The following is a 16666-nucleotide window of genomic DNA, read 5'->3' as shown; positions in this document are numbered from 1 at the left end:
ATTCAGAGAAAGGGATGACCATGGAAGTTTATCAGCATTTTCGAAAAGAAGAACAGCCTTTTATAGATCAGGTCCTCTCCTGGAAAGACCAGGTGGAGCGGTCTTATATTCCGAAGCTGACTGATTTTTTGGATCCTCGTGAGCAGGAAATTGTACAGATGCTTTTAGGAACCAGCCAAGATGAACTGCAAACAGAAGCCTTTGGCGGGTCAGAATACAGCGAACGGAAAAGGATAGTTATTGCGCCTGTTTATGAAACCATTACAAAGGATATGTTTCAAATTCAACTTCTAGAAGCGGTTTATCCAGAGAAATTTGTAAGTCTGGAGCATCGTGATGTAATGGGGGCTTTTTTATCACAAGGTGTAAAGCGTAAAAAACTTGGAGATATTACGGCAGCAGATGGGAAAATTCATTTGCTGGCAGCAGGAGAGGTCGTTCCGTTTATTCAGATGAATTTGACCTCAATCAAAAAATCCCGTATCTCCTTTAAGGAACAATCCCTTGAATCTCTGGCTGTCAAAAAAGAAAATTGGAAAGAGTATGATAAAACAATCTCTTCCCTGCGATTAGATACAGTGATTAAAGAGATATATGGATTATCCCGAAAAGATGCAGCTGCACTTATTCAAAAACTGCTTGTAAAAGTAAATTATCGGGTAGTGGATGATGTGAAATTCCAACTACAGGAAGGAGATATGCTTTCTGTACGTGGAAAAGGCAGAAGCAAAATAGTTGAAATACGCGGGAGATCGAAGAAAGACAAAATTAAAATGACGGCTGCAATTTTACAATAAGTGCTGGCATTTACGCTGGAATTATTGAATAATAAAGAGAGAAATTGACAGCTTGGAACCGATTAGGGAGGTGGAGATGGTGGCATTATCACCATTAGATATTCATAATAAAGAATTTGCAAGAGGATTCCGGGGCTATGATGAAGATGAAGTTAATAAATTCCTTGATCAAGTAATGAAGGATTATGAAATTGTTATCCGTGAAAGAGATGAATTAGATCAAAAGGCAAAAGAGCTTCAAGAGCGATTAGGGCATTTTACAAACATTGAAGAAACGCTAAACAAATCTATTCTTGTTGCCCAGGAAACAGCAGAGGATATTAAAGGCAGCGCGCAAAAAGAAGCAAAATTAATTATGAAAGAAGCAGAAAAAAATGCCGACCGAATTGTAAATGAAGCATTAAGTAAAGCACGGAAAATTTCACTTGATGTAGAAGAATTGAAAAAACAAGCGAAGGTATTCCGTTCAAGAATGCGCATGCTGGTCCAGGCACAATTGGAAATGCTGGGTACAGATGATTGGCAAGAATTATTTGATACTGAAGTAGATGAAGACTTGGAACTGATGGAGCATGAATCATAAAGGCTTGACTTAGGATTGTATATTACATATAATTCATACAAGTATAATGTTTTTTTGACACTTATTTTACATTAAAAAAATCATGATGTTTATAGGAATACAATGAAAGAGAAAGTATAGAAGAATATTCTGTATAAGCGAGTCAGGGATGGTGTAAGCCTGATACAGAAATCTTTTAGAAAATCACTCTGGAGTAGCTGTTATGAATACACGTAGTAACAGCCGACTGTCCACGTTACGGATTTCGAGTGAATTTAATGCCGGGCATTAAATTTATAAGGGTGGTACCGCGAGTCTTCTCGTCCCTTTAGGGATTAGAGGGCTCTTTTTGTATATAAATAATTATTTTTTAGGTCATAAAAATAACAGGAGGGAATATCTTGGAATATAAACAAACACTATTAATGCCAAAAACAGCATTTCCTATGCGGGGAAATCTGCCAAATAAAGAACCTGAACGTCAAAAGAATTGGGAAGAAAGTAACCAGTATCAAAAAAACTTAGAGCGTACAAAAGGAAGACCATTATTTATTTTACATGATGGGCCTCCGTATGCGAATGGAGATATTCATATTGGACATGCGCTTAATAAAATCCTGAAGGACTTTATTGTTCGGTATAAATCTATGACAGGCTATTATGCTCCGTATGTTCCCGGCTGGGATACACATGGATTGCCAATCGAGACTGCATTGACAAAGAAAAAGAAAGTAAAGCGCAAAGAGATGTCTGTTGCTGAATTCCGTAAGCTTTGTGAAGAATATGCACTTGGACAAATTGACAGTCAGCGTACGCAATTTAAAAAATTAGGAGTTCGCGGAGATTGGGATAATCCATATATTACGTTAACAAAGGATTATGAAGCTTCCCAAATTAAGGTATTTGGAGAAATGGCAAGAAAAGGCTATATTTATAAAGGTCTTAAGCCCGTATATTGGTCTCCTTCTTCGGAGTCTGCACTTGCAGAAGCAGAAATTGAATACCAGGATAAGCGCTCACCTTCTATCTATGTTTCTTTTGAAGTAACAGATGGTAAAGATGTACTTGATGGTGATGAGAAAATCATTATTTGGACAACTACTCCATGGACGCTTCCTGCTAACTTAGGGATCAGCCTGCATCCAGATTTAAGCTATGTTGTTGCCCAAGTAAATGATGAGAAGTATGTTTTAGCAGAAGCTCTGCTCGAAGATGTCAAAGAAGTATTAGGCTGGGAAGATGTAACTGTTGTGAAGAAGTTTAAAGGTCAGGAAGCTGACAGAGTAGAAGCGCGGCATCCATTCTATGATCGCCAATCGCTTGTCATGCTTGGAGAGCATGTTACAACTGATGCAGGTACAGGCTGTGTTCATACAGCTCCTGGGCACGGGGAAGATGACTTCTATGTTTGCCGTAAGTATGGTATCGATGCATTTTGTCCAGTCGATGAAAAAGGCGTGTTTACAAGTGAAGCGCCAGGATTTGAAGGACTATTCTATGATGATGCAAATAAAGTAATTACGGAAAAATTAGATGAAACTGGTTCCTTGTTAAAATTAGAGTTTATTACGCACTCTTATCCGCATGACTGGAGAACCAAGAAACCGACTATTTTCCGTGCTACGTCACAATGGTTTGCTTCCATCAAGGACTTTCGCCAAGAAATCCTTGATGAAATTAAGAATGTGAATTGGTATCCGCATTGGGGAGAAACAAGACTATATAATATGGTAAGAGATCGTGAAGACTGGTGTATTTCCAGACAGCGTGCTTGGGGCGTTCCTATCCCTGTCTTTTACGGGGAAGATGGTACACCGATTATTACAGATGAAACAATCTCTCATGTATCTGATCTTTTCCGAGAGCACGGTTCAAATATTTGGTTCGAAAGAGAAGCAGAGGATTTATTACCGGAAGGATTTACATCAGAGCATAGTCCAAACGGTAAATTTACAAAAGAAGTTGATATCATGGACGTATGGTTTGATTCAGGTTCATCCCATGAAGGTGTTCTTATGAACCGGCCGGAGCTTCAGCGTCCGGCAGATATCTATTTAGAAGGCAGCGATCAGTATCGCGGCTGGTTTAACTCATCATTATCTACATCTGTGGCAGTGACAGGGAAAGCACCATATAAAAATATCATCAGCCATGGTTTTGTACTTGATGGAAACGGCCGTAAGATGAGTAAATCATTGGGTAATGTTATTGTTCCTTCTAAAGTACAAAAACAATTAGGATCAGATATTTTAAGACTTTGGGTTGCAAGTGTTGATTATCAGGCAGATGTACGTATTTCTGATGATATTTTAAAACAAACATCTGAAAGCTATCGTAAAATCCGAAATACCTTCCGTTTCTTATTAGCGAATCTTGCAGATTTTGATCCTGCTAAAGACCGGGTGAAGGATGAAGACCTGCAGGAAGTAGACCGCTATATGCTTTATCGCCTGCAGCAAGTGTTAAAAGGCGCACGTGACAATTATGAGCACTTTGAGTTTGCACCGGTGATTAATCAGGTTCATAATTTCTGTGCAGTTGATTTAAGCTCCTTCTATTTAGATTTTGCGAAGGATATTCTATATATTGAAGCTGCTGACCATCCGCGTCGCCGCAGTATTCAGACAGGCTATTATGAAATCCTGACAACACTTGTGCAAGTCCTTGCTCCAATTATTCCTCATACAGCTGAGGAAGTATGGGAATACATTCCGGGAGTAGAAGCGGAAACCGTCCACTTTACTGATATTCCTGAACCGCGTAAGGTTGCAGATTCAGAAGGTATTGTCGGGAAATGGGATCACTTTATGGAAGTGAGAGACGATGTTCTGAAAGCTCTTGAAGAAGCCAGAGCAGAGAAGGTTATCGGGAAATCATTAGAAGCAAAAATCACATTAGCTCCTCTTGATGAAGAGACAAAGCAGGTGCTTGAAAATGTAGCTGATCTGCATCAGTACTTCATTGTTTCTGAAGCAGTTATTGCAAGTGAAAAAGGCATCGGAAAAGAATATGATTATGTAGAGGTTGCAGTTGAAAAGCATCCCGGCGAAACATGTGAACGCTGCTGGGTTGTTTCTGAAACAGTAGGTGAAGATAAAGACCACCCGACACTTTGTGCAAGATGTGCCAGTGTTGTAAAAGAAAATTATACAAATTAAAATACTAAAAAAAGTCAGTCTTGAAAATAGGGCTGGCTTTTTTTAGAATAAGAAAGTATAAAAAATGCTGGAGATAACCGCTCCGACGGGTTTGATGGGGGAGTAATCTTAGGCTCCAGAAATACACTCCGCTAGAATTAGTATAAATTCTTTGTAAGAAAGAAAAAGAAACATATTTTCATATAGATGGGAGTGAATGGAAGTCAACTCCTGTGGGAAAAGCAACCGGTGAAGACCTGATCAGGAAGCGGTTTTCTTCCGAGGAGGCTAAACGTTGTCCGCGGAAAGCGACTTCCTGGGACTGGGACTGCGATTACTCGTTCCACCGAAGAGCTTTTGCGATTACTCGTCCCATCGAAAACCGTCGCAGCGGACATCTCTTTGGCAAGAGCACTTTTCCCTATGGTTGTTTCTTGAAAATTACCAGCATAAAGGATAAGATAAAAAAGACTTCCTTAGATTGGAGAAATGAACATGTGGAGATACTATCTGATTGCACTTGTCTTAATTGGAATAGATCAATGGACAAAATGGCTTGTTGCTACGAAAATGGAAATAGGTGAATCAATACCAATTATTAATGATTTCTTCTATATTACCTCCCATCGTAATTCTGGAGCAGCATGGGGCATTTTAGAAGGACAAATGTGGCTATTTTATATCATAACAGTAATTGTTATTGCCGGATTAATATACTTTTTACATACACATGGAAAACAAGATTTCCTGATTGCTGCAGGAGTTGGTGTATTAATAGGAGGAGCGGTTGGGAATTTTATTGATCGCATTTTATTTCAAGAAGTGGTTGATTTTGCAAACTTCTATATTTTCAATTATAACTTTCCGATATTCAACGTTGCTGATGCTTCACTAACCATAGGAGTTATTATGGTAATCATTGCAATTATATTGGATGAAAGAAAGCGGGGCAAAGAGAAAAAATGACAGTAAACCAGCACACAGTAACGGAAACAGAGCATAAAAAAAGAGTTGATAAAATTCTTTCTGATTTACTGCATGAACATTCGCGTTCACAAATTCAAAGCTGGATTGAAGAAGGCAATGTAAAGGTGAATGATGAAATAGTCAAGGCAAATCAAAAATGCCAATCAGGTGAAATGATTAGTTGGGAAATTCCAGAAACAAAGCCGCTTGTACTCGATCCGGAGAATATTCCTTTGGATATTGTCTACGAGGATGAGGACCTGCTGGTGATTAATAAAGAAAAAGGAATGGTTGTACATCCTTCTGCAGGACACCGTACAGGAACATTAGTACATGCGTTATTATACCATTGTACAGATCTGTCAGGTATTAATGGTGTGGAACGCCCGGGAATTGTGCACCGGATTGATATGGATACAAGCGGACTGTTAGTTGTAGCTAAAAATGATTTCGCACATCAGCATTTATCAAAACAGCTGCAGGAAAAACAGTTAAAAAGAATATACGAAGCAATTGTGCATGGAGAAATTGGTCATGAGACTGGATTGATTGATGCACCTATCGGCAGAGACCCGAAAGACCGTCAAAAAATGGGAGTTGTTGATAGTGGAAAACCAGCTGTTACACATTTCCGGGTGCTGGAACGCTTTCCTAAGTATACCTATGTTGAATGTCAGCTGGAGACGGGAAGAACACATCAAATACGTGTTCATATGCAATATATTGGTTTTCCGCTTGTGGGAGATCCTAAATATGGACAGCGTAAATCATTAGATGTACATGGTCAGGCTCTGCATGCGAAGCAAATTGCTTTTATACATCCAAGGACAGAGGAATGGATGGAATTTGAAGCTGCACCGCCTGCTGTCTTTACAGAGGCACTCGACCAAATCCGCAAAATGTATTGACAGATTCGTCACATTCTGACATACTAAATAAGAATAAATGAAGACCTTTAACAATAGTCCTGTGAGGCTAGGAAGGATACGTCAGCAAGTTTGCTTAAGGTATGCGTATGCCCTTTTCCATCAACAGGAAAAGGGCTTTTTTATACGGAAGGAGCGGAACCGGGATGAAGAAAAAAACAGAGATTCTTGATGCGGCTGCAATAAACAGAGCATTGACCAGAATGTCTCATGAGATTCTGGAAAAGAATAAAGGTGGAGAGAACCTTGTTTTAATTGGAATCAAAACAAGAGGCGTTCCGCTGGCGAAAATTATTCAGGAAAAAATAAAACAGATTGAATCGATTGATGTTCCTTTTGGTGAATTAGATATTACAATGTACCGGGATGATTTGGAGAAAAAAAGTAATCACGAGGATCCGCAAATCAATTCAGTTTCTATTGATATGGATATAACAAACAAGCAGGTAATCCTGATTGATGATGTTCTTTATACAGGCAGAACAGTCCGTGCGGCAATGGATGCAGTAATGGATGTCGGCAGACCGGCAACGATTCAGCTTGGTGCTTTAGTAGACCGTGGCCATCGTGAGCTGCCTATTCGGGCTGACTATGTGGGTAAGAATATTCCTACGGCTGAACAAGAAATAGTTGTTGTCCAGCTGAGTGAAGAAGACCAGATTGACCTTGTTTCTATTTATGAAAAGAATACATGATAACTTTTAATCAAATCCAGAGAGATTTGAAAGGTTGTTTAGTAAAGCGGATGCTTAATTAGGGCATTCGTCTAGCTCTCTGCAACCTTTGCAGGGAGTTTTTTTGTACAATTTTATAAAAAAAATGATAGCAAAGAAGGGAAGATGGGACGTGAAACATTTTATTTCCATGCAGCAATTATCGGGAGAAACGATTAATCACATTCTTAAAGAAGCTGAATCGATAAGAAAGTCACCAATTACGATTAATAAACAGCTATTTGCTGCAAATCTATTCTTTGAACCCAGTACAAGAACAAAAATGAGTTTTGAAGTTGCCCAGAAAAAATTGGGACTGGAAATGTTAGATTTGCATACAGAAGCATCCAGTCTTGTAAAAGGAGAATCATTATATGATACATCCAAGACCTTTGAAGCTATTGGTGCAGATGTATTAATTGTCCGTCATCCTTCTGATTATTGGATAGATGAAATAGAAGAAGAAGGACAACTGCGTATCCCTGTTATTAACGCTGGTTCAGGGAAAGAAGAGCACCCTACACAATGTATGCTGGATTTATTAACTATGTACCAGGAATTCGGTAATGTGAAAAGGAGAAAGGTTGTTATCGCTGGGGATATAAAACATAGTCGTGTTGCCAGATCAAACGCACTGGCTCTGGAAAAATTAGGAGCAGATGTTTTCTTGAGCGCAGCACCGGGCTTTGAAGACGATTCTCTGCACTTCCCGTACATTACAATGGATGAGGCAGTCGAAATTGCAGATGTTGTTATGTTATTAAGAATCCAGCATGAGCGTCATATTCACAAGGCAGAGACCTTCGATTATCTTTCTCTCTATGGACTAACAATGGAAAGAGCAGCAAAAATGAAGAAGCATGCCATTATTATGCACCCTGCCCCGATTAACAGAGGGGTAGAGATTGATACAAAGCTTGTAGAAAGTAAACAATCACGTATTTTTAAACAAATGGAAAATGGCGTCTATGTGAGAATGGCCATTTTAATGCATGTACTAAAAGAATGGGGGATTATTAATGAAAACGAAATTAACAAACGCCAAGCGCTTAACATCATCTAATGAACTGGTAAACTGTGAGATTTTAATCGAAGACGGCAAAATACGGGAAATAGCTTCTGAGATAACTGAACAGGCTGATCAAACCATCGACGCAAAAAATAACCTTGTATCACCAGGTTTTATCGACGTACATATTCATTTACGTGAACCGGGTGGTGAATATAAAGAAACGATTACAACGGGAACACAGTCTGCAGCGAGAGGCGGATTCACAACAGTTTGCTCTATGCCAAACACGAACCCGGTCCCTGATAATGCAGATACGTTAGACCAGCTGCTGCAAAAAATTAAGGCAGATGGAGTAGTTCGCGTTCTTCCATATGCTTCCATCACTAAAGGTTTAAAAGGAGAAGAACGTACAAATATTAAAGAGCTGTTCGAACATGGCGCATTTGCTTTTACAGATGACGGAGTAGGTATTCAGACAGCTAATCAAATGTTTCAGGCAATGAAGGAAGCAGCTGCATGCGGTGCAGCAATTGTTGCTCATTGTGAGGATAATTCCCTTGTTTATGGCGGGGTGACACATGATGGAGAAGTGAGCAAGAGGCTGAACCTTCCTGGAATTCCATCTTTAAGTGAATCTGTACAAATTGCCAGAGATGTATTATTAGCAGAAGCAGCTGATTGTCATTATCATGTATGCCATGTCAGCACAAAGGAATCTGTCCGTGTGATCCGTGATGCAAAAAAAGCAGGAATTAAAGTAACTGCAGAGGTTTCACCGCATCATCTGATTTTGAATGAAACAGATATTCTTGAAAATGATGCTAACTTCAAGATGAACCCGCCTTTAAGAGGAAGGGATGATCAAGCAGCACTGATTGAAGGGCTTTTAGATGGAACCCTTGATTTTATTGCGACAGACCATGCTCCTCATGGCGAAGAAGAAAAGGCAAATGGATTTTTAGAAGCTCCATTCGGTATCGTTGGATTAGAGACAGCTTTTCCATTGCTATACACACATTTAGTACAGAAAAATGTTTTAAACTTACATGAATTAATCGATAGAATGACAAAAAAACCGGCTGATGTTTTCGGACTTCCTTATGGAACAATGAAAGAAGGCGCTCCTGCGGACTTAACAATTGTTGATTTGGAAAAAACAGCTAAGATTGATCGTTATCAATTTGCATCTAAAGGGAAAAATACTCCTTTCCATGGCTGGGAGGTAACAGGATTCCCTGTCATAACAATTGTAGGCGGTAAAGTTGTATTTGAGGAGGGTAACCATGCGTAAACGTAATTTAATCCTGGAGGATGGAACAGTTTTTGAGGGATATGGCTTTGGAAGTGAAAATGTTTCTAAAGGAGAGATTGTTTTTAACACTGGTATGACGGGATATCAGGAGGTTATTACTGATCCAAGCTATTGCGGTCAGTTTGTAACAATGACTTATCCTTTGATTGGGAACTACGGGATAAATCGGGATGACTTCGAAACAATTACACCTTTTATTCATGGGTTGATTGTTAAAGAATACAGTGAACAGCCTTCTAATTTTCGGAATGAAGAGACCATAGACAGCTTCTTGAAAGCTAATAATATCCCTGGTATTTCTGGAATTGACACAAGAAAATTAACGCGAATCATCCGGAAGCATGGAACGATGAAAGCAGCTATTGTGTCAGCGGAAGAAGATATAGAAAAAACAGTGGAAGAACTAAGAAATACAGAATTTCCAAGAGACCAAGTAAAGAAAACTTCTACTGGCAAGCCATATGTTGTTCCGGGGAGAGGACGTCGGGTTGTATTAGTAGATTTTGGTGCAAAGCATGGTATTCTGCGCGAGCTGACAAAACGCGATTGCCAAATTACAGTTGTTCCTTATAACTACAGTGCAGAGGATATTCTCCGCCTTCGTCCAGACGGGATTATGCTGACTAACGGCCCTGGAGATCCAAAGGATGTACCAGAGGCAATTGAAATGGTGAAAGGAATTCTTGGCAAGGTGCCGATATTTGGGATCTGCCTTGGGCATCAGCTTCTGTCGTTAGCCTGTGGAGCAGATACCGAAAAGATGAAGTTTGGACATCGAGGTGCGAATCATCCGGTAAAAGATTTAGAAAATGATAAAACGTACCTTACCTCTCAAAACCATAGTTATGCAGTGAATCCGGCTACGTTAAAAAATACGGAGCTTGAATTAACACAAATCGCAATCAATGATGGAACAGTAGAAGGTGTAAGACATACTATTTATCCTGCGTTCTCGGTGCAGTATCATCCAGAAGCATCTCCAGGACCAGAGGATACAAATTATTTGTTTGATGAATTTTTAGAGCTTATGAAGCAACAAGAGAAGAAGCAGGAGGTTCATATTAATGCCTAAACGTACTGATATTCAAAAAATTCTCGTAATTGGATCTGGTCCAATTGTTATCGGACAAGCAGCTGAGTTTGATTATTCTGGAACACAGGCTTGTCAAGCATTAAGAGAAGAAGGATACTATGTTATCCTGGCTAACTCTAACCCGGCAACGATCATGACCGATAATACGGTTGCAGATAAAGTATATATGGAACCTTTAACAGAAGAGTTTTTAACAAAAATTATTCGTAAAGAGCAGCCGGACGCTATTCTGCCTACGCTTGGCGGACAGACGGGCTTGAACCTTGCAATGGAGCTTGTACGAAAGGGAATTTTAGAAGATCATCATGTGCAACTCTTAGGAACAGCGCCAGAGTCCATTCAAAAGGCGGAGGATAGAGAGTTATTCCGTAACTTGATGAATGAATTAAATGAGCCGGTGCCTGAAAGTGAGATAGTACATACAGTGGACGAAGCTGTAGAATTTGCCAATTTAATTGGTTATCCATTGATTGTACGACCTGCATATACACTCGGCGGTACAGGCGGAGGAATGTGCTACAATGAGCAGGAACTTAGAGAAATTACACATAACGGCCTTGTGCTCTCTCCGGTTAACCAGTGCTTAATCGAGCGTAATATTGCCGGTTTTAAAGAGATTGAATATGAAGTAATGCGCGACCATAAGGACCAGGCCATTGTTGTTTGTAATATGGAAAATATCGATCCTGTCGGCATACATACAGGAGACTCTATTGTAGTTGCACCGTCACAGACATTAAGTGACCGTGAATATCATATGTTACGCAATGCTTCCTTAAAAATTATCCGTGCGCTAGAAATTGAAGGAGGCTGTAATGTCCAGCTGGCACTGGATCCGTACAGCTTCCAATACTATATAATTGAAGTAAACCCGCGTGTCAGCCGTTCATCTGCTCTGGCTTCCAAAGCAACAGGATATCCAATTGCAAAGATTGCAGCGAAAATCGCAGTCGGCTATACACTGGATGAAATAACAAATCCAATTACCGGTAAAACATATTCCATGTTCGAACCGGCATTAGACTATGTGGTAACGAAATTTCCGCGTTTTCCATTTGATAAATTCACCTCAGGCGACCGCCGTTTAGGGACGCAAATGAAAGCAACAGGAGAGGTTATGGCGATTGGCCGTAATCTGGAAGAATCATTACTTAAAGGTGTACGTTCGCTGGAAATGGGTACAGAGGAGCTTCACCTGGCAAAAGCGGTAGAATTAGATAAAGAAACATTGAATAAACGCTTGAAGCGTGCAGATGATGAACGAATTTTTCTTTTAGCTGAAGCCCTGCGCCGCGGCTATACTGTTGATGAAATCTTTGAAATGACAAAAATTGACCGCTTTTTCTTAAACAGCTTAAATAAAATTATTGAAACTGAAAAAACATTAAGTGAAAATAAAAATGATACTGCTGTGTTAAAACAAGCAAAACAATTAGGAATAGCTGATGCTCAAATTGCCCGAATCTGGAACACCTCTCTTGATGAGGTATACGCATTAAGAAAAACAGAAAATATCTTCCCAGTTTATAAAATGGTAGACACGTGTGCAGCAGAATTCGAATCGGAAACACCATATTTCTACAGTACTTATGAAACGGAAAATGAATCAGAAGTATCTGAGCGTAAAAAAATCCTGGTGCTCGGCTCCGGCCCAATCCGAATTGGGCAAGGGATTGAGTTCGATTATGCAACTGTACATTCTGTCTTTGCGATTAAAGAGCTCGGCTATGAAGCGATTATTATGAATAATAACCCGGAAACAGTATCTACAGATTTTACTATTTCCGATAAGCTTTATTTTGAGCCGCTCACATTAGAGGATGTCATGCATGTAGTTGAACTGGAAAAACCAGAAGGCGTTATCGTACAGTTTGGCGGGCAGACAGCAATTAATCTTGCTGACGGATTGGAACGCCGCGGCGTGAAAATTTTAGGTACTGGTCTGGAAGCAATAGACCGGGCAGAAGATCGCGATAAATTTGAAATTTTATTGGATGAGCTTGATTTGCTTCGTCCACAAGGGAAAGCAGTACCGAAATTAGATCAGGCAATCGAAACAGCAAACCAAATCGGCTATCCGGTCCTTGTCCGTCCTTCTTATGTAATTGGCGGGAGCCGCATGGAAATTGTTTATAGCGAAAAAGAGCTGGAAAACTATTTAGCGAAGTCTGATAACATTGACTCAGCACATCCAATTTTAATTGACAAGTATCTGACAGGAATGGAAGCGGAAGTAGACGCAATTTGTGATGGAGAAACAACCATTGTTCCAGGAATTATGGAGCATATCGAACGTGCAGGTGTCCACTCTGGTGACTCTATGGCCGTATATCCTCCACAGCGTTTAAGTGAAGCTGTTAAAGAAAAATGTTTAGATGCAGCGGTAAAAATTTCACAAGCACTGAATGTGAAAGGGTTAATCAATATCCAGTTCATTATCCGTGATGAAGATGTTTACGTACTTGAAGTAAATCCAAGAGCGAGCAGAACAATTCCTTTCTTAAGTAAAATTACCGGCGTAACAATGGCAAACATTGCGACGAAATGTATCCTGGGTGAAAAATTAGCCGATATGGGCTATGAAACTGGCATTTTACCTGAGCAGGATCTTGTTTCAGTGAAAATTCCAGTATTCTCTTTTGAAAAGCTGCGCAGTGTGGATACGATTCTTGGACCAGAAATGAAATCTACCGGAGAAGCAATCGGCTATGATAAAACATTAGAAAAAGCGTTGTATAAAGGACTTATTGCTTCCGGATTAAAAGTTCCGCAAGAAGGCGGCGTATTATTAACAGTTGCTGATAAAGACAAGGCAGAAATGCTGGAAGTAGCAGAACGATTCCATCAGCTTGGCTTTCTACTCTATGCAACACAGGGAACAGCAGCATATATCCGTGAAGAAGGAGATATTCCGGTTGTTGAGGTAGGCAAGGTCGGACTAGATGAACCGAATGTACTTTCTATCATCGAGGAAGGAAAAGTACAATTTGTTATTAATACACTTAATTCCGGGCAAAAGCCAAGATCAGACGGCTTTTTAATCCGTCGTGAAGCTGTAGAGCATGGTATCGCAAGTTTAACCAATCTAGATACTGTTAATGCGATTATTAACGTCATCGACTCTACCACATTTACTGCAAAACCAATCAGTCAGCAAAAGGTGACACCATGATGAAGAAAAGACATGAAATGAAGGTATTATCCGTTGAAACCATTGCTAAAGAAACGGTTGAAATGAAATTATATCAGCCAGAGGTCAGTCAACAAACGGTGCCAGGGCAATTCTTGCATCTGCTTGTTCCGGGCTTTACATTAAGAAGGCCTATCTCTATTGCAAAAGTAGACAGGCAAGAGGGGACAGTTACCATCTTATTCAAGATAGTTGGTGGTGGAACAAAAGCTTTAGCGGCTTATCAGCCGGGAATGACCGTTGATGCGCTTGGACCAAATGGAAATGGCTTCTCTATAGATGATGTATCAGAAGGCGGGCGTGTACTGTTAATAGGTGGAGGAATTGGAATTCCTCCTATCTACCACCTTGCAAAACGCTTAAGTGAAAAAAATGTGGAGCTTGTTGCTGTGTTGGGATTTCAGTCAAAGGACTATGTCTTTTATGAAGAAGCATTTAAGAAAATAGCTGAAACATATGTGGTAACAAATGATGGTTCTTACGGACATCAGGGCTTTGTAACACATGTATTCCCTGAGGTCGGTGCATTTGATCAGTATTTCAGCTGTGGACCGCTGCCGATGCTGCGTGCAGTGACAACAGAGTTACAAGACTCGAAAGGTAAGGTATCTCTGGAAGAGAGAATGGGCTGCGGTGTTGGTGCGTGTATGGCATGTGTACTGCCGACAGTGGATAACAGCTATAAAAAGATTTGCAGTGATGGACCAGTATTTTCTGCACAGGAGGTTATCTTATGAACCTGGAGGTCAAATTACCTGGACTAACGTTAAAAAACCCAATAATGCCGGCATCAGGCTGCTTTGGATTTGGCAAGGAGTACAGTGAATTCTATGACTTAAGCCGTTTAGGCGCCATTATCATGAAGGCAGCAACCCAATTTGAACGCTTTGGCAATCCTACGCCAAGGGTTGCAGAAACGTCATCTGGCATGTTAAATGCTATCGGTCTGCAAAATCCTGGTGTAGAGCGGATTATTGCAAATGAGGTTCCAAGACTTGCAGAATATGATACTTCTATTATTGCAAATGTTGCAGGGAGCTCTTTAGAAGAATATATTTTTGTAGCCAGAGCATTTAACGAAACAAATGATGTGAATGCATTAGAATTAAATATATCCTGTCCGAATGTAAAAGAAGGCGGTATTCAGTTTGGGACAGATCCGGATATGGCTAAGAAGGTTACTGCAGCAGTAAAAGAAGCGAGTAATCTTCCTGTCTACGTAAAGCTGTCACCTAATGTGACAAATATTGCAGAAATGGCAAAAGCTGTAGAAGAAGCTGGAGCAGATGGATTATCAATGATTAATACACTGACTGGTATGAAGCTTCACCTGCCTACTGGAAAACCGCTAATTGCTAATCAGACAGGCGGATTATCCGGACCGGCGATTAAACCAATTGCTATCCGGATGATTTATGAAGTACGGCAGCAGGTATCTATCCCGATTATCGGCATGGGAGGAATTTCTACAGCGGAGGATGTTTTAGAATTTTTGCAGGCCGGTGCAGATGCAGTAGCAGTCGGTACAGCAAATTTCCAAAATCCTTTTGCCTGTGTAGACATTATTGATGCACTTCCAGAAACATTAATAAAATATCAATATACTTCGGTGCAAGATGTTATTGAAAGAAGGGGTGCAGTAGTATGAGCATCTATGTCGCATTAGATTTTCCAACGTGGGCAGATACGGAATGTTTTTTAAGAGAAAATGATTTAGCGGGAGTCCCCGTAAAGGTAGGGATGGAGCTTTTTTATCGTGAGGGTCCGGCAATTATTGAAAAGCTGCAGGCGGATAATCATCCAATCTTTCTTGATTTAAAGCTTCATGATATTCCAAATACGGTTCATCAGGCAATGAAAAATATTGCTCCTTTAAATGTGGATTTAGTAACAACACATGCGATCGGCGGAAAAGAAATGATCTACCAGGCAAAGCAGGGGCTGGCTGGCTCATCGACAAAGCTGATGGCAGTGACTATCCTTACTTCAATGGATAACGACGTATTAGATCAGGAGCTTGGTTTACAGGGGAATATTGAAGAGAACGTTATCCGCTTTGCATCTTTAGCAAAAGAAGCCGGGGCGGACGGGGTGGTCAGCTCTGTTCATGAGGTACCCGTGATAAAAAAACATTGCGGAAAGGATTTCTTATCAATAACACCCGGGATCCGTTTAGCAGATTCTTCCCAGGATGACCAGAAACGCGTGGCAACACCTGGAAAAGCAAAAGCACTTGGCAGTGATTTTCTTGTTGTCGGCAGAAGCATTACCAAAGCAGAAAATCCTAGAAAAGCATATGAACAAGTATTGAAGGAGTGGCAGCATGGAGAATAATGTAACAAAAGATTTATTAGCAATTGAGGCAGTACAATTAAATGTAGATAATTATTTCACATGGACATCCGGGTTAAAATCACCCATTTATTGTGACAATCGTTTAACCATGAGTTATCCTGCTGTCCGCAAAAAAATTGTTAAAGCATTTGCAGAAATGGTGAAAAATAGTGAAACAAAACCGGAAGTAATTGCCGGCTGTGCAACTGCCGGTATACCGCATGCTGCCTGGTTAGCGGAAGAATTGGATTTACCAATGGTATATGTACGTTCTAAACCAAAAGGACACGGAAAAGGCAATCAAATCGAGGGCGCATCTGTAGAAGGGAAAAAGGTACTCGTTATTGAGGATCTGATTTCCACCGGCGGATCCTCCATTCAATCTGCACAGGCACTGGAGCAGGAAGGTGCTGAAATTACTGCAGTATATTCCATTTTCACTTATGGACTTCCAAGAGCAGAGGAAGCTTTTACAGAGGCTGGTTTGTGCTATCATTCTATTACTGGCTTTGATCAGTTATTGGAGCTACTTATAGAAGAAAACAAGCTTACAGAAACAGAAAAAGAAACCGTTCTTGCCTGGAGAAGTAAGTTATAAGATGAAAAAAGGATATGAGGCCGGGG

14 protein-coding genes and 1 other annotated feature are annotated in these 16666 nt (G+C 40.2%); all 14 genes read left to right on the top strand.

What is annotated here, in order from left to right:
• The first annotated feature begins 20 nt into the window (after positions 1-20).
• The 14 genes from OSO01_RS06460 (at position 21) to pyrE (ending at position 16640) form a co-directional block, all read left to right on the top strand.
• Entirely contained in the window at positions 21-797 is a 777-nt protein-coding gene (locus OSO01_RS06460; protein ID WP_147209685.1) for a YlmH family RNA-binding protein, read from the top strand.
• A gap of 79 nt (positions 798-876) precedes the next feature.
• The gene (locus OSO01_RS06455) at positions 877-1380 is read left to right on the top strand and encodes a DivIVA domain-containing protein (RefSeq protein ID WP_077601503.1); all 504 of its coding nucleotides are present in this window, start codon (positions 877-879) and stop codon (positions 1378-1380) included.
• A 93-nt stretch (positions 1381-1473) separates the two neighbouring features.
• Positions 1474-1690 (top strand) — a binding site (T-box leader).
• Positions 1691-1760: 70 nt separating this feature from the next.
• Positions 1761-4517: an isoleucine--tRNA ligase gene (gene ileS, locus OSO01_RS06450; RefSeq protein WP_147209607.1), complete on the top strand. Its 2757-nt coding sequence runs from the start codon at positions 1761-1763 to the stop codon at positions 4515-4517.
• A 474-nt stretch (positions 4518-4991) separates the two neighbouring features.
• Positions 4992-5462 carry a signal peptidase II gene (gene lspA / locus OSO01_RS06445; protein WP_147209606.1) on the top strand — a complete coding sequence of 157 codons (471 nt, stop codon included), beginning with the start codon at positions 4992-4994 and terminating at the stop codon, positions 5460-5462.
• A complete protein-coding gene (locus OSO01_RS06440) occupies positions 5459-6370 on the top strand; it encodes an RluA family pseudouridine synthase (protein WP_147209605.1) in 912 nt (303 codons plus the stop codon). Before lspA ends, OSO01_RS06440 begins: the two co-directional genes overlap by 4 nt.
• A gap of 164 nt (positions 6371-6534) precedes the next feature.
• Complete coding sequence (gene pyrR / locus OSO01_RS06435) at positions 6535-7083, top strand: bifunctional pyr operon transcriptional regulator/uracil phosphoribosyltransferase PyrR (protein ID WP_147209604.1); 549 nt, start codon at positions 6535-6537, stop codon at positions 7081-7083.
• 151 nt (positions 7084-7234) lie between these two features.
• Positions 7235-8164, top strand: coding sequence for an aspartate carbamoyltransferase catalytic subunit (locus OSO01_RS06430; protein ID WP_147209603.1), 930 nt, complete (start codon positions 7235-7237; stop codon positions 8162-8164).
• Positions 8121-9404, top strand: a complete 1284-nt coding sequence (gene pyrC / locus OSO01_RS06425; protein WP_147209602.1) for a dihydroorotase — start codon at positions 8121-8123, stop codon at positions 9402-9404. Before OSO01_RS06430 ends, pyrC begins: the two co-directional genes overlap by 44 nt.
• On the top strand, positions 9397-10497 hold the full coding sequence (locus tag OSO01_RS06420) for a carbamoyl phosphate synthase small subunit (RefSeq protein ID WP_147209601.1): 1101 nt from the start codon (positions 9397-9399) through the stop codon (positions 10495-10497). The genes pyrC and OSO01_RS06420 overlap by 8 nt, the downstream gene beginning before the upstream one ends.
• Positions 10490-13690: a carbamoyl-phosphate synthase large subunit gene (carB, locus tag OSO01_RS06415; RefSeq protein ID WP_147209600.1), complete on the top strand. Its 3201-nt coding sequence runs from the start codon at positions 10490-10492 to the stop codon at positions 13688-13690. The genes OSO01_RS06420 and carB overlap by 8 nt, the downstream gene beginning before the upstream one ends.
• Entirely contained in the window at positions 13690-14445 is a 756-nt protein-coding gene (locus OSO01_RS06410; RefSeq protein ID WP_147209684.1) for a dihydroorotate dehydrogenase electron transfer subunit, read from the top strand. Before carB ends, OSO01_RS06410 begins: the two co-directional genes overlap by 1 nt.
• Positions 14442-15356: a dihydroorotate dehydrogenase gene (locus OSO01_RS06405; protein WP_147209599.1), complete on the top strand. Its 915-nt coding sequence runs from the start codon at positions 14442-14444 to the stop codon at positions 15354-15356. Before OSO01_RS06410 ends, OSO01_RS06405 begins: the two co-directional genes overlap by 4 nt.
• Entirely contained in the window at positions 15353-16042 is a 690-nt protein-coding gene (pyrF, locus tag OSO01_RS06400; protein WP_147209598.1) for an orotidine-5'-phosphate decarboxylase, read from the top strand. The genes OSO01_RS06405 and pyrF overlap by 4 nt, the downstream gene beginning before the upstream one ends.
• Entirely contained in the window at positions 16032-16640 is a 609-nt protein-coding gene (pyrE, locus tag OSO01_RS06395; RefSeq protein ID WP_147209597.1) for an orotate phosphoribosyltransferase, read from the top strand. The genes pyrF and pyrE overlap by 11 nt, the downstream gene beginning before the upstream one ends.
• Positions 16641-16666 lie beyond the last annotated feature (26 nt).

This window comes from Oceanobacillus sojae (assembly GCF_007991515.1).
Lineage (GTDB): Bacteria > Bacillota > Bacilli > Bacillales > Amphibacillaceae > Oceanobacillus > Oceanobacillus sojae.
This window is presented reverse-complemented; position numbering and strand designations above follow the sequence as displayed.